Raw genomic sequence first — 13,975 nt, 5'->3', positions numbered from 1 at the left:
TCGCTTACACGCAGCGCGGGTCGCGCAGCGGTGCGCCGCCGCCGCGCGTCTGCCAGCTGCCGTCGGGCGCCTTGTACTTCTCGCCCGGTCGTGTCTGCGCGATCAGGTTGCAGCCACTGGTGAAGGCGAGTTGCTCCACCGTTGCGCCGCTGGCCTGCGCCTTTTGCGTGTACGCTGCCTTGCGCTGGATGTTGATGTTGCTCACCAGCGCGCGCAGCTCGGCGCTGCCGCCGCCGACCACGCCAAGATAGCCGTCGGGCTGTTCGCCGACCTGCCCGGCGGCGCGCGCCGCGGCATAAGCGGGGTCGCGCTGCGCGAGCGCGGCGGTGGACAGGCCGGCGAGCGCCACCGCACCGGCGAGCGTCAGAAACGCCTTCATCGTCGTCACCTCCTAGAAAATCCCCGGGTTCTGCTGGATCAGCGTCTTGGCCTCATTGTCGAGGCGATACACCACTTCCTGTGTCACGTTGATGTTTAGATTGATCTGGATCGGCTTGTCGGGCGCGGAGATATTCACGCATCCCGCGGTGGCCACCGCCAGCGTCGGCGTCATCATCGCTGTCAAGATCGGGAGGCGCATCAGGTTCGTCAATCCTTCTTGGGTTCTGCCACTGGGGCGCTTGCGGGAGGCTGAACGGCGCCGCCACGGCGGTTCTGTTCCTCGATCAGCGCCTGGAGATTGCGCTTCACCAGCCGCTGCGGATCATAGAAACTAGCGGCGGAGTCGATCAGCCCGCGGAACGGCGCGCGCACGGTGATGTTGAACTGGATCGGCAGCCGGGTGAGCCGGCGCAGCAGGAAGTTGCTCTTGGCGCCCTGCCCCTGCCGGATTCCGGCGAAGCGGACGCCGGTCACCATCTCACCCGCGAGCGGCCCGTTCATCTCCACCGCCAGGTCGCGATAGGTCAGCGAGCGCAGCGACTGGAACGCGAGATTGCCCCAGAAGCCGAGATCCTTCTCGGTCAGCTCGCCGAGATAGGCGATGCTGCCTCCGCCCGGGCGCGCGACCAACCGCCCGTCCGCGATCCGGCCGCCGCTCTCGTCGAACAGCATCGGCAGGGCGCCGTCGAACGTGCCCGTCGCGCTCAGATTCTTGAAGTCGAACTGCTGCAGGAACTTGCCCGCGTCCATGCCGTCGACCCGGAACGTGAGCCGACGCTGCTGCGCGGTGCCGAAATCGAGCAGGGTGGGTTCGAGCGTCAGCGTGCCCCCGGCGAACGGCCAGCGCCCTTCCGTCACACGGATGCGGGTGTCGGGCAGCGTCTGATAGGTGATTCGCCCGTCGGTTACCGGCACGCCCGGGTTGATCGAGCGCACCGTCGCGACCTGATCGGGCGCGCTCTCGAGCGCGAGCAGGTCGGTGAAACGGATCGTGCCCGCGATCCCCTCCACCGGGCCGAAGGCGGCGGCCAGATCAGTGCCGGGCGTGGTGAAGCTGCCGCTGCTGGTGACCCCCGCGGGGCTCCAGGCGATATCACCCTGCCCGCTCACCGCTCCGCGGACGTCCGCGATCACGCCAAAGGTCAACCGCGTCAGCCGCTCGGGCTGGAGCGCGTCGCCGAAGGCGAGGCCCGGGACTGCCAGATGTGCCGAACCGACGCCGCTTGCGAACCGGTGCGTGATCGCGACATCCGCGACCTTGATCCCCGTGCTCGGCTCGCGGAGCGTGCCCGCAGCAGCAATCGCGCCGTCCCGAAGCGACAGCGTGACGTCCCCGGCGGCGAGCGGCTCGAACCGCGCCGGTTTTGCCTGATCCGCCACCGTCAGCGCGCCGGTTACCGCCAGCGCGCCGGCGGAAACGCGCCAGCTTCCATCCGCACCGCTCATCGCCAGCGGCACGTTGGCGATCGCCCCCGCCGCCGCGGCGAACCGGCCCGCCGCGCCCGTGGCGGTCAGCGCACCGTCGAGCCGCGCCGCGTCGAGCCGCGTCATGCGATCGGGCGTGCCGAGCCGCACCGTCACGTCGTTCATCGTGAAGGCGCGTCCTGCGAGCCGCAGTTGTGCGCCACTGGCGCCAACGCGCAACGGCGTGCCGCCGAACGCCCCCGCGAGCGCGACGGCGCCGAGCTGCGCACCACCACCCACGCGTCCGTCCGTCACGCGCACCAAAGCGCCGTCGAGCGGGCAGAAACGCAGCGCCGTCCGCGCGAGCGTGAGGCCCGACACCGCGAGATGGTCCACGCGCACCGGCGTGCACGCCCGTCCGACCACGAGGTCGGACCCGTCCCAGCGGCCTTCGACCGGCAGCGACAGACGCTCGACACGTCCGCCCGGCAACGGCCCCGTCAGGGTGAGCGCGGTGGAGAAACGGGTGGTCGTGCGATCGGTCGAGAAACGCACCGGCGCGAGCGCAAGCGCCGCGCCGTCGCGAGCATAGGGCGCGAGCGTTGCTGTGCCGCTGATCGGCCCGCCCGGCGCGGCCTGCGCCAGCCGCACCTCGCCGCTCGGCAGACCGCCGCCTCCGAGCGTGAGATGGCCGGCAATGCGTGGGCCGGCGGGGTGCCCCAGCAGCACCCCGCCCTGATCGAGCGTGGCGCGCGCGCCCGTCGCGGCGACCAGCTCGGCCCGATCGATCGTGAGCAGCGTCGGCGTCCCGTTCGCCAGCGCGACGTCGGCGACGACCCGCATGCGTCGCGCCGCCGCATCAAGGTCGTGCGCCATCCCGGTCGCAAGCGGTGCGAGCGGCGTGCCAGCCGTCGCGTTCCGCAGCGCGGCGAGGCGCGCCCGCGTCGATGGCGACAGCGCGAGGTCGGTCGCCGACAGCCGACCGGCCAGCGTCGTACCACGCTCGCCGAACCGCCAGGTGCCGCTGAAACCCGTCCCCTCCCCCGTGAGCGAGGGCGTGACGACTCGCCTCGCGGTGAGCGCCAGCGTGCCGCCGCTGCGTTGCGGGCTCCCGGCGAAGTTGATCGCTCCGCCGAGCCGATCCACCCGACCGCTCGCCGCGGCCACCCGCGCCACATTCAGCTGCGCAGTGCCGCGCCACCGGTCGAGCGCGGGCGAGAGCGCGGCATCGACCATCAGCGCGGGAGCAGTGGCACGCGCGCCGCCGCAGTCGATCACCGCGGCGTGCACCGGTCCCGTGAGCCTCGGTGCCGCCTCGGCGATCGCGATCGACAGCGATGAATCGAGTCCACGCAGCACGCAGCCGTGCGCCTCGAGCGCGGGCGCGGCGACGCGAAGCCGGCCGCGGAAGCCATCGTTGAGCCGCCCGCGACCGCTCAGCCGCAAGCCCACCGCTCCCTGGGTCGTGCTCAGTTCGATCCGGGCGTCGGCGACGTCGAGATCGAACGCGGGCAACGCGAATCCGCCGCCGGACGAGGCGGGCAGCAGCCGATCGATTGCACCGAACGACACCCGTCCGTCGGCAAGCCGTGCCGCGAGCCGGACATGACCTGCGCGAACGCCGGACAGCTGCGCGCCGGAGAGGCCAAGGTCGGTATCGGTCTCGATCCAGTCGGCGACGAGATCCGGCGCCTGCGGATCACCGATCACCACGTTGGTCAGCCGCTGGCGTCCGAAGCCGAGATCGGTGATGGTATAGCGAGCCGGGACGCCACGACGCGCGAGCGCACGATCGATCACATGGGTCGCGATCGGCACCCGCGACAGCCACAGCGTAGCGCCGCCCGCGAGCGCCAGACCGGAGACCGCCATCAGCGCGCGGCGGCGCGCGCTCGTCACCTCGGAGATCCGTCGCGCGTCATGCTATCGCCAGCATAGGCCGTCACACCTGCCGCGCGCAATTGCGCGCACGCGAACGGGCGAATAGGCGACCCGCGATGGTCGAGGCCGACACGATCGCGGACGATGTTCAGGGCCACCGCGCGCGGTTGCGCGCGCGGCTGCTCGCCGACCCGGACGGGCTGCACGACTATGAGCTGATCGAGTATCTGCTCGGGCTCGCGCTCAAGCGGGTCGACACCAAGAAACTCGCCAAGGCGCTGCTGCGCGAGTTCGGCAGTCTCGCCGCGGTGATGGACGCTGATCCCATCGTGGTGGCCCGCATGCCCGGATTGGGCGAGACGAGCGTCGCCGCGCTGCGGATCGCGCACGCGACCGCGATCCGGCTGCTGCGCGAGCGCGCCAGCGCCGCTCCGGTGCTCTCCAATTGGCAGGCGCTCGCCGACTATCTTCATGCCGACATGGCGCACGACCGCATCGAACGGTTCCGCGTGATCCACCTCAACACGCGCAATATGATCGTGCGCGACGAAGTGATGGCGCGCGGCACGATCGATCAGGCGGCGGTTCACGTGCGCGAGGTGATCAAGCGCGCACTCGATACCGGCGCCGCCGCGCTGATCCTCGTCCACAACCACCCCTCCGGTGACCCGTCGCCGAGCCGGGCGGACATCGACATCACGCGCGCGATCGTCGCCGCCGCACGACCGCTGGGCATTGCAATCCACGATCACGTCATCGTCGGCGCGACCGGTCAGGCGAGCCTGCGCGCGCGAGGACTGATCTGAGGCGGCGCGGGTCGCGCGCTGTCGGAGATGCGGGCGCGGCGCGATTTGCCCCGCCCGCAACCCGCTGCTACCCGCCCGCGCATCCTCCCGCCGCTTCAGGACCGTGCGCATGATCCCCCGCTATTCCCGCCCCGAGATGACCGCGATCTGGACGCCGGAGGCGCGCTACCGCATCTGGTTCGAAATCGAGGCGCACGCCACCGAGAAGCTCGCCGAGCTCGGCGTGGTGCCGCAGGACGCCGCGGACGCGCTCTGGGCCTGGTGGGCGACGAACCCGACCATCGACGTCGACGCGATCGACGCGATCGAGGCGGTGACCAAGCACGACGTGATCGCCTTCCTCACCTGGGTCGCGGAACAGGTCGGCGCCCACGCCGGACATGATTGGGCGCGCTTCATGCACCAGGGCATGACCTCGTCCGACGTGCTCGACACCACGCTGGCGGTCCAGCTCGCCCGCGCGGCCGACCTGCTGCTCGCCGATCTTGACCGCCTGCTCGTGGTAATCGAGCGCCGCGCCCGCGAGCATAAGCTCACCCCGACGATCGGGCGCAGCCACGGCATCCATGCCGAGCCAGTCACCTTCGGGCTCAAGCTGGCGCAGGCCTATGCCGAGTTCGACCGCTGCCGGACGCGGCTCATCGCCGCGCGCGCGGACATCGCCACCTGCGCGATCTCGGGCGCGGTCGGCACCTTTGCCAACATCGACCCGCGCGTGGAGGAGCATGTCGCGGCCAAGCTCGGGCTCGCGGTGGAGCCGGTCTCGACGCAGGTGATCCCGCGCGACCGCCACGCGATGTTCTTCGCCACGCTGGGCGTGATCGCGGGGTCGATCGAGCGCGTGGCGACCGAGGTACGCCACCTGCAGCGTACCGAGGTGCTCGAGGCCGAGGAATATTTCGCGCCGGGGCAGAAGGGCTCCTCGGCGATGCCGCACAAGCGCAACCCGGTGCTGACCGAGAACCTCACCGGGCTCGCGCGCATGGTCCGCGGCTATGTCACGCCGGCGCTCGAGAATGTCGCGCTATGGCACGAGCGCGATATTTCGCACTCGTCGGTGGAGCGCTACATTGGGCCGGACGCGACGATCACGCTCGACTTCGCGCTGGCGCGGCTCACCGGTGTCGTCGACAAGCTGCTCGTCTATCCCGAGCGCATGCAGAAGAACCTGGATCGCATGGGCGGACTGGTCCACTCGCAGCGCGTGCTGCTCGCGCTCACCCAAGCGGGCGTGAGCCGCGAGGACGCCTATCGGCTGGTGCAGCGCAACGCGATGAAGGTATGGGATTCGGACGGCGCGCTCTCGCTCCAGGACCTGCTGAAGGCGGACGCGGAGGTCACCGCCGCGCTCTCGGCCGCGGAGATCGACGACAAGTTCGACCTCGGCTACCACCTCAAGCACGTCGACACGATCTTCGCCCGCGTCTTCGGGCGAGGCGACTGACGCGCCGCTCCCGCGGGCCTGGGCTCGCGGGAGCGCGCCCGTGCGGCGCCGCCGGTTCAGTCGACGTAGCTGTCGTGCGGGTCGACCTCTTCGACATAATCGACCTCCTCGACCTCAGCGGTGAGTTCGGGCGGCGAGACGATCGTATGCTGCGAGGAGAAGCGCCCCTCCACCTCGGCGCCGTTCTCCACCGCCAGCGTGCCGTAGCGGCAATCGCCGAAGATGCGCGCCGAGCGTTCGATCACCAGGTTGTCGGCGGTGATGCTGCCCTCAACCTGGCCAGCAATCCGCGCCGCCTTGGCGACGATGTTGCCGCAGATCACGCTCTCGGCGCCCTGCACCAGCGTGGCACATTCGAGATCGCCGTCGATGCGGCCGTCGATATGGATGTCCACCGTCGCGGTGAGGTTGCCGGTCACCACCACGTCGCCGCCGATCAGCGAAAAGGGGGTGTGCTTGGCCCCCGTAGCGGGCGCGGGCGGAACGAGCGCCGCAGCGCGCGTCGGTGGCGGGGGCGGCGGTGGAGCGGCGTGGCGGCTACCGAACATCGACAAGATCATCTTCCTTTTGCTTCGCCGAAATCGAGGAAGGGTTGCGGGTTCACCGCCGTGCCGTGGAGTCGCACCTCGAAATGGACGTGGGTACCGGTCGAGCGCCCGGTGGAGCCCATCCGCGCGATCCGCTCCCCGCGCGCGACATGCTGGCCGAGCGTCACCTCGGCGCCGGAGAGATGGCCATAGCGTGACGCGATGCCGTTGCCGTGATCGATCTCGACCAACCGCCCATAGCCGCTGCGCTCGCCGACAAAGCTCACGCGGCCCGCCGCCGCGGCATAAATCGGTTCGCCGTAGCTGCCGCGGAAATCGAGCCCGGCATGGAAGGTCGGGCGGCCGTTGAACGGATCGGCGCGGACCCCGAAACTGCTGGTCTGGCTGAGGTCGCGGGTCGGATGGCCGGAAGGCACCGCCGCCGCCCCCTGCCCGACCGCGGCCCAACGCACCATGGCGGAGGCCAGCGCTTCGAGCGCAGGCGGTGCGGTGGTGCCGTCGTCCGGCCAAGGGATCAGCGGACCACCCTCGGCGCGGCGCGCCTGCGCGGCGAGCTTGTCGGCTTCCAGCCCGAGCCGGCGCAACGCGACCGTGCGCCGCTGACGATCGGCGTCAAAGGCGTGGCTGAGCCCACGCGCCAAGGCCTTTTGCGCGGCATCAAGCGCGCTTTCAGGGCTCTTGTTCGCGCCGACCGGTCGCCCCAGCTCCGTGTGCGGTACGGGCTGCCCCAGCTTGGTGGCGACGAGTTGCTCGATCAGCTGCTGGCGCCGCAGCAGCTCGCGCACGGCCGGTGAGTCCGTCGTGGGCGTCGGCTCTGGCGGGTGCGCCGACGCTGTTCCGGCGGCCGCGCGGGCGAGTGTGGGCGTGGCGGACGGGGCTGCCGCAGCGACATGCCGATCGTCGCGGTATGGCGTGGCGACGGGCGCGCGCAGGCTCAGCACGACTGCGGTGATCGTGCCGCCCGCCCAGACGACCAGCACCAGCGCGCCCGCAGCCGCCGCGCGCAGCTGCGTCCGGCGGCTGACACGAATGAAGCGCACGCGGCCATCGCTGCGCAGGAACAGCTCGCGATCAACAAAGGTCTGGCGCGACCAAGCCGCTACCGCCCGCCACGAGCCGTTTCTGGACAAAGACGCTCCACCCGCTGTTCAGCCCCGATCGCGCCTAACAATACCGGCGGCGAAGCGCCAATGCGGAGGGGTGAAAACTCGCCAAATCGGGCTAGCTACTGCCGCAGATCCAGTTTTTCCATTGGGCTTATTGATCGTTGCTGCCAGAATTCAGCGCGAGCATTCGGCAATTCTTTGCCTGTTTGATGCCCCTTCCCTGCGATGCGCCGACGCGCGAGAAGCAGAGCCATGGGCAAGATACTCGGCGCCGTCCTCGCGGGCGGGCAGGCACGACGGTTCGGCAGCGACAAGGCGACGGCGCGCCTCGGCGATGCCGCACTGCTCGATCACGCGCTGGCGAGCCTCGCGCCGCATGTCGCCGCGACGGTGGTGGTCGGTCGGGTCACTGCCCCGGTTGCGACCGTGCCGGATCAACCAAGCGCCCATCTGGGCCCCCTCGGCGGGATCGCCGGGGCGCTCGTGCACGCCGTCGCGCACGGCTATGACGCGGTGCTGACCACCGCATGCGACACGCCGTTCCTGCCGGCTCCGCTCGTCGCCGCCTTGTGCGGCAGCGGCGGGGCGCATGCCGCCGAAGCGCCTACGGTCGGTTACTGGCCAGTCCGCCTGGCTGCCCCGCTGCTGACGCACCTCGGCGACGACGGCGACCGATCGATCCGGCGCTGGGCGGCGGCGGCGGGGCTGGCGGCAGTGTGCGCCGGACTCGAGCTCGCCAACGTCAATACGCCCGACGACCTGCGCCGGCTCGCCGCATTGCGCTAGCCGCGCCCGTCACGACTCGGTCGCTTGCGTCACTTCCTCGGAGGCCTCACGCTCGCGCGCCTCCACCTGCTCGATCAGCGTCAGCACGTTGACGATCAGCACGCGCATCGCAGCATAGGCTGCCTCCGGATCGCGCGCGACGATTGCGTCCCGCACCGCGGTATGCTCGGCGATGCTGGCCGAACGTCCCGCAATGCGATTGGTGAAGCGGATCGAGGTGCGCAGCGCCGTGGTGACGATGTCGCGCAGCCGCGTGAAAAACGGATTGTTGGAGGCGCGCAGCACCGCGACGTGGAAGGCGATGTCGGCGTCCAGCGTGTCGTCCTCGCCGCGCTCGGCGGCGCGCATCCGCTCCAGCCCGGCGGTGATCGCGGCCTGTTGCTCCGGCGACGCACGCCGCGCCGCGAGCGCCGCGCCCTCCGGCTCCATTGCGATCCGCAGTTCGTTGAACTGGCGCAGCAACTCGATCGACAGCTTGCGCTCGAGCAGCCAGCGCAGCACGTCGGGATCGAACAGGTTCCACGCATCCTGCGGCCGGACGAACGTCCCCTGCTTCGGGCGGGCGCCGAGCAACCCCTTGGCGCCCAGCATCTTGACCGCCTCCCGGGTGACCGAGCGGCTGACACCATGCGCCTTGACGATGTCGGCCTCATTGGGGAAAGGCCGGTCGTCGTAATCGCCCACCACGATCGCGCGCCCAAGCACCTCCTGCAGTCCATACGTGAGATTGCGGCCGAGTTCGTGCTGCACTGACGGGCCCTCGTAGCTGACGTGAGGGTCGTGGCGACCCGACGGACGATCCTAGCCGGCGCAACGGGTTACGAGAAGATTAATCAGGTGGGAGCTGAGACACATCACGTGGCCAGGTTTCGCAGGCAACCCTATGATCAGTCGTGCGGCTGCGATTTATGTGCGGGCCTGCTCCGGCAGCCGCTGAATGTAATCAGCGTCCAAGCGCACCTGACATAGCGGGGGAGCAATCGCCGTTCGGCCTCGCGGCTAGTGAGCGCCGGGTCACATTCTGGCGGCCGCGACGTTGAGCGCGTGGTGACAGCATCAGCGCGATGCTTGCAAAAACCGCTAACCGGACATATTGTCCGCTTACTACGACTCGCCGACCGCCCGCGGAACGTCTCCGTGGGCGGCCTGCTGCTGCTGGACGAGACGACATGGCTGAACAGGCTGCGCACGCGAACGACACGCCTGGAGAGGAAGCCGATACGAAGGACGAACAGCAGGCTCCCGCCAAGCGAAAGCTGAGCGGCAGGGCCAAGACGATCCTGATGGCACTGGCGCTCGGCGCGCTTGCCGGGGTGGCGATCTGGTACCTGCGCTACGAGAGCCACGGGAAATATCTGCAGGACACCAACGACGCACAGGTACGCGCGGACATGGTGACGGTGGCGCCGCGCGTCGCGGGCTATGTCGCCGAAGTGTTCGTGCAGGACAATCAGGACGTACGCGTCGGCCAGCCGCTGGTCCGCATCGATCCCCGCGATTCACGCGCACAGGCCGAGCAGGCCACGGCGCAGATCGCGGTGGCCGACGCGCAGGCGGACAGCGCGCGCGCGCAGGTGCGCGAGCAATATGCCGCGATCGATCAGGCGCAGGCGCAACTGACCGCCGCGCAGGCAAGGGCCTCGCACGATGCCGCGGAAGTTGCGCGCTACCGCCCGCTCGCCGCGTCAGGCGCGGAGAGCCGCGAGCAACTCGCCCAGCTTGAGCTCGCCGCGCGCCAGTCGGCGGACCAGGCACGTGCGCAAGCGGCAGCGGTGGAGATGCAGCGGCGTCGGGTCGCCTCCTATGCCACGCAGATCCGGCAGGGTCAGGCGCAGGCGCAAGCCGCGCGGGCGCAACTGGCCTCGGCCAACGTCAATGTCGGCGCGACGCTGATCCGCGCGGCGATCAATGGTCGCGTCGGCGACAAGACGGTGACGATCGGCCAATATGCGCAGACCGGGACGCGGCTGATGTCGCTGGTGCCGCTCGACAAGCTGTATGTCACCGCCAATTTCAAGGAGACCCAGCTCGCGCTGATGCGACCGGGCCAACCCGCGGAGATCCGCGTTGACGCGCTCGACGGGGTGACACTGAAGGGTCGGGTGGCCAGCTTCTCGCCCGGCACCGGCGCGCAATTCTCGCTGCTGCCGCCGCAGAACGCGACGGGCAATTTCACCAAGATCACTCAGCGCGTGCCGGTGCGGATCGAACTCGAGGCCACCCCCGAGGTGCGCCGCCTGCTCGTGCCCGGCCTGTCGGTGACCGCGACGGTGGACACAATCTCGGCCAAGGACGAGATCGACCGGCTGCGCGACCGGCAGAAGCAGCTCAACCAGCGGGAGCGCTGAGGTGGCGAGCGCGGCCGTGCCGCGGGGCGCCGCTCCGGCAGCAGGCACGCCGCAGCGCGCCGACCTTGCGGCATGGCTCGCGGTGGCGGCGGGTACGCTCGGGGCGTTCATGGCGACGCTCGACATCTCGATCGTCAACTCGGCGCTGCCGACGATCCAGGGCGAGATCGGCGCCAGCGGGACGGAGGGCGCCTGGGTGGCGACGGCCTATCTGGTCGCCGAGATCGTGATCATCCCGATGTCGGCGTGGCTGACCCGCCTGCTGGGATTGCGCACCTTCCTGCTGATCGCCGCCACCCTGTTCACGCTGTTCTCCATCATCTGCGGCACCGCGGATACGCTGCCGCAGATGATCGTCGGGCGGATCGGGCAGGGTTTCACCGGCGGGGCGATGATCCCGACCGCGCAGACGATCATCGCGCAGCGCTTGCCGCGCGAACAGCAGCCGATCGGCATCTCCGGGTTCGGCATGACCGCGATCCTCGGCCCGGTGCTCGGGCCGCTCGTCGGCGGCTGGCTGACCGAGAATATCAGCTGGCATTACGCCTTCTTCATCAACCTGCCGATCTGCGCCATCCTGGTGGTGCTGCTGCTGGTCGGGCTCAAGCACGAGAAGGCGCAGCTGCATCTGATCGGCGACGCCGACTGGCTCGGCATCCTCGGGCTCGCGCTCGGGCTCGGAGGGCTGACGGTCTTCCTCGAGGAAGGACAACGCGAGCAATGGTTCTCTTCCGAGCTGATCCGTTACATGTTCGTCACCTCGATGGTCGGCTTCGCGCTGCTGCTGGCGGGACAGTTCCTCGCGCGACGACCGATCATCAAGCTGCGGCTGCTGCTCGATCGGCAGTTCGGTTCGGTCGCACTGATGGGCATGGTAGTGGGCGTGGTGCTCTACGGCACCTCCTACGCGATCCCGCAATTCCTCGCCGCAATCGCGAACTATAACGCGCTGCAATCGGGCAAGGTGGTGCTGCTGTCGGGTATCCCCAGCTTCTTCATGATGGCGATCGTGCCGATCCTGCTGCGCCACGTCGACGTGCGCCTCGCGGTCGGCGCCGGGCTGTTGATCATGGGAACGTCCGCCCTGCTCGACTCCACCTTGACGATCGACGCGGTCGGCGGCGACTTCGTCGACTCGCAGCTGCTGCGCGGAGTGGGGCAGATTCTGGCGATGCTCTTCCTCAGCCAGGCCGCGGTGCGATCGGTGCCGCCCGCTGAAGCAGGTGACGCCTCCGGCCTGTTCAACTCGGCGCGCAACCTCGGCGGCAGCTTCGCGCTAGCCGGCATCTCGGTGATCCAGGACCAGCGCAGCTGGTTCCACAGCCGCCGCATCGAGGAAACGCTCAACGCCAATTCGGTGATGGTGCAGGACTATGTCAACGGCACCGCCCAAGCCCTCGGGGGCCGCGCGAGCGCGTTGCGCGCGCTGGGGCAGCAGATCCAGGGACAGGCGCTGGTGATGACCTACAATGACATCTTCTGGATCATGGGCATGGGGACGCTGGCGGTGCTGCCGCTGGTTCTGTTCCTTCGCCCCCTACCCAAGGGCGCTCCTCCGGCGGCGACACATTGATGCGACACTCACTCCCGCTCCCCGCCTTCGCGTTGCTGCCGCTCGCGCTGCTCGCCGCCTGCACCGTCGGCCCCGATTATCACGGGCCGCCCGCCACCGCCGCGGACGCGGTCCAGCGCGGCACCTTCGTGCGCGCGAGCGATCCGGCGCTGCGTGCGGCGCCCGGCGTGGCGCGCTGGTGGCAGGCGCTGAACGATACCACGCTGACGACGCTGGTCGATGACGCGCTCGCGCACAGTCCTACGATCGACGCGGCGCAAGCCCGGATCCGCGAGGCCGGCGCGCGGCTGCGGACGCAGCGCGCCAACCAGCTGCCCAGCGTCAGCCCCAGCGCCACCTATCTCCATGCGCGGCTGCCCGGCACCGCGCTCGGCGCCGGTGGCGATAGCGGCGAGAGTTCGTCGGGCACGTCGGATAGCAGCGCGGTCGACTTCTACAATCTCGGCGGCACCGCCTCATGGGAGCCCGATCTGTTCAGCGCGCGGCGTCGCGGCCTGGAGGGCGCGCGCGCCACGGTCGAGGAACGCTTCGCCGACCTCGCCGACGCGCAGGTGAGCCTTTCGGCGCAGGTGGCGCAGGCCTATGTCGGCTTACGCGACGTGCAGGAGCGCGTGCGGCTCAACGCCGAGTCGAGCCGTTTGCAGCAGCGCCAGCTGGAGCTCACCCGCCAGCGCTATGCCGCCGGGGCGGCTTCCGCGCTTCAGGTCAATCGCCTCCAGAACCAGCTCGAGAGCACGGACGCGCAGCGCATCCCGTTGGCCGCGCAGGTCGCGCAATATCTCGATCAGCTCGCCGTGCTGACCGGCCGAACCCCCGGCGCGCTCGACCAGACGCTCGCCGCGGCCATGCCGGTGCCCTTACCCCCCGCCGAGGTCCCGATCGGCGACCCCGCGGCGCTGATCGCGCACCGGCCGGACGTTCGCTCGGCCGAGCGCGCGCTGGCCGCCAGCACCGCGCAAATCGGCGTGAACACCGCCAAGCTGTTCCCCTCCCTCAGCTTCCTCGGCATCTTCGGGCTTGGCGGCACCAACATCGGCGACGTCGTCGATCCGAACAAGCTCACCGCCTTGGCCGCACCGATGCTGAGCTGGTCCTTCCTCGACTTCGGTCGCACGCGCGCCGCGATCGACCAGTCCGAAGCACAGCGCGACCTCGCCGCCGCGCAATATCGGCAACGCGTGCTCGAAGCGCTGCAAGACGCGGAGACCAGTCTCTCGCGCTTCGGCAATACGCGGCTGCAATATGCGCAGCTGTTACGCGCCGATCAGACCGCGGCGCGCGCGGCCGCGCTCAACGGCCAGCGCGTGAGCGCGGGGACGAGCAGCGTGATCGACCAGCTCGACGTCGAGCGGCAACGGCTCTCCGCTGCGATCGCGGTGGCGCAGGCGCGCGCACAACTCACCGACAGCTACATCGCGGTGCAGAAAAGCCTTGGACTCGGCTGGAGCGAGGCGGCCAGCGGCGGAGTGTCGAATCGCTCGAAACGCCGCCCCGTCGACGCGCGCGATGATGTCCGGTGAGCGACGGCATTCACCGAAGACAAATCAACCGGCCGACGTTTCGGCCGACAACGCAATCGAGCAGCCGGTTGGAGGTACGTTCCTCCTCGGCCACTCGACCAGCATAGAAAACCAGGCAGACTTCCTATCGGCTGACTTACGCATCGTCGGCCTACACCGCCGCTCATGGCGCGATGTC

At 69.8% G+C, this 13,975-nt stretch carries 12 protein-coding genes; 6 read left to right on the top strand and 6 right to left on the bottom strand.

Annotated features, from left to right (window positions below):
- Positions 1-4 precede the first annotated feature (4 nt).
- The 3 genes from ACMGDM_RS10565 to ACMGDM_RS10555 are packed head-to-tail and all read right to left on the bottom strand — an operon-like array spanning position 5 to position 3,684.
- Positions 5-379 (bottom strand): YdbL family probable chaperone protein, encoded by a 375-nt coding sequence (locus tag ACMGDM_RS10565; protein ID WP_436804083.1) that lies wholly within the window; start codon positions 377-379, stop codon positions 5-7.
- A gap of 12 nt (positions 380-391) precedes the next feature.
- A complete protein-coding gene (locus ACMGDM_RS10560; RefSeq protein WP_436804082.1) occupies positions 392-556 on the bottom strand; it encodes a YnbE family lipoprotein in 165 nt (54 codons plus the stop codon).
- A gap of 32 nt (positions 557-588) precedes the next feature.
- Positions 589-3,684, bottom strand: coding sequence for an intermembrane phospholipid transport YdbH family protein (locus ACMGDM_RS10555; RefSeq protein WP_436804081.1), 3,096 nt, complete (start codon positions 3,682-3,684; stop codon positions 589-591).
- A gap of 98 nt (positions 3,685-3,782) precedes the next feature.
- Between ACMGDM_RS10555 and radC the strand changes: the two genes are divergently transcribed.
- The gene (gene radC, locus ACMGDM_RS10550) at positions 3,783-4,472 is read left to right on the top strand and encodes a RadC family protein (protein WP_436804080.1); all 690 of its coding nucleotides are present in this window, start codon (positions 3,783-3,785) and stop codon (positions 4,470-4,472) included.
- 109 nt (positions 4,473-4,581) lie between these two features.
- Positions 4,582-5,916, top strand: coding sequence for an adenylosuccinate lyase (gene purB / locus ACMGDM_RS10545; protein WP_436804079.1), 1,335 nt, complete (start codon positions 4,582-4,584; stop codon positions 5,914-5,916).
- 56 nt (positions 5,917-5,972) lie between these two features.
- Here the strand turns inward: purB and ACMGDM_RS10540 are convergent, their stop codons facing one another.
- Together ACMGDM_RS10540 and ACMGDM_RS10535 are read right to left on the bottom strand one after the other, a co-directional pair.
- Positions 5,973-6,464, bottom strand: coding sequence for a bactofilin family protein (locus ACMGDM_RS10540; RefSeq protein WP_436804264.1), 492 nt, complete (start codon positions 6,462-6,464; stop codon positions 5,973-5,975).
- A gap of 8 nt (positions 6,465-6,472) precedes the next feature.
- On the bottom strand, positions 6,473-7,594 hold the full coding sequence (locus ACMGDM_RS10535; RefSeq protein WP_436804078.1) for a M23 family metallopeptidase: 1,122 nt from the start codon (positions 7,592-7,594) through the stop codon (positions 6,473-6,475).
- A gap of 228 nt (positions 7,595-7,822) precedes the next feature.
- Here ACMGDM_RS10535 and ACMGDM_RS10530 point away from each other — a divergent pair, with 228 nt between their 5' ends.
- A complete protein-coding gene (locus ACMGDM_RS10530; protein WP_436804077.1) occupies positions 7,823-8,356 on the top strand; it encodes a molybdenum cofactor guanylyltransferase in 534 nt (177 codons plus the stop codon).
- A gap of 9 nt (positions 8,357-8,365) precedes the next feature.
- On the opposite strand, the gene ACMGDM_RS10525 is transcribed toward ACMGDM_RS10530, so the two are convergent.
- Positions 8,366-9,106, bottom strand: a complete 741-nt coding sequence (locus ACMGDM_RS10525; RefSeq protein WP_436804076.1) for a FadR/GntR family transcriptional regulator — start codon at positions 9,104-9,106, stop codon at positions 8,366-8,368.
- 419 nt (positions 9,107-9,525) lie between these two features.
- Between ACMGDM_RS10525 and ACMGDM_RS10520 the strand changes: the two genes are divergently transcribed.
- Genes ACMGDM_RS10520 through ACMGDM_RS10510 form a run of 3 tightly spaced genes read left to right on the top strand, consistent with a single transcriptional unit; the run spans position 9,526 to position 13,797 of the window.
- The gene (locus tag ACMGDM_RS10520) at positions 9,526-10,704 is read left to right on the top strand and encodes an HlyD family secretion protein (RefSeq protein WP_436804075.1); all 1,179 of its coding nucleotides are present in this window, start codon (positions 9,526-9,528) and stop codon (positions 10,702-10,704) included.
- Position 10,705: 1 nt separating this feature from the next.
- Complete coding sequence (locus ACMGDM_RS10515) at positions 10,706-12,277, top strand: MDR family MFS transporter (protein WP_436804074.1); 1,572 nt, start codon at positions 10,706-10,708, stop codon at positions 12,275-12,277.
- Positions 12,277-13,797 (top strand): efflux transporter outer membrane subunit, encoded by a 1,521-nt coding sequence (locus tag ACMGDM_RS10510; protein WP_436804073.1) that lies wholly within the window; start codon positions 12,277-12,279, stop codon positions 13,795-13,797. The genes ACMGDM_RS10515 and ACMGDM_RS10510 overlap by 1 nt, the downstream gene beginning before the upstream one ends.
- Positions 13,798-13,975 lie beyond the last annotated feature (178 nt).

It is taken from the genome of Sphingomonas larreae (genome assembly GCF_051400595.1).
Taxonomy (GTDB): Bacteria; Pseudomonadota; Alphaproteobacteria; order Sphingomonadales; family Sphingomonadaceae; genus Sphingomonas.
Note: the sequence above shows the minus strand (reverse complement) of the source record. Positions and strands in the feature narration are given on the sequence as shown.

Excerpts from the sequence above, each read along its gene's own strand:
- ACMGDM_RS10565 (WP_436804083.1), bottom strand. The coding sequence starts at position 379 with ATGAAGGCGTTTCTGACGCTCGCCGGTGCGGTGGCGCTCGCCGGCCTG.
- ACMGDM_RS10560 (WP_436804082.1), bottom strand. The coding sequence starts at position 556 with ATGATGACGCCGACGCTGGCGGTGGCCACCGCGGGATGCGTGAATATC.
- radC (WP_436804080.1), top strand. The coding sequence starts at position 3,783 with ATGGTCGAGGCCGACACGATCGCGGACGATGTTCAGGGCCACCGCGCG.
- purB (WP_436804079.1), top strand. The coding sequence starts at position 4,582 with ATGATCCCCCGCTATTCCCGCCCCGAGATGACCGCGATCTGGACGCCG.
- ACMGDM_RS10540 (WP_436804264.1), bottom strand. The coding sequence starts at position 6,464 with ATGTTCGGTAGCCGCCACGCCGCTCCACCGCCGCCCCCGCCACCGACG.
- ACMGDM_RS10530 (WP_436804077.1), top strand. The coding sequence starts at position 7,823 with ATGGGCAAGATACTCGGCGCCGTCCTCGCGGGCGGGCAGGCACGACGG.
- ACMGDM_RS10520 (WP_436804075.1), top strand. The coding sequence starts at position 9,526 with ATGGCTGAACAGGCTGCGCACGCGAACGACACGCCTGGAGAGGAAGCC.
- ACMGDM_RS10510 (WP_436804073.1), top strand. The coding sequence starts at position 12,277 with ATGCGACACTCACTCCCGCTCCCCGCCTTCGCGTTGCTGCCGCTCGCG.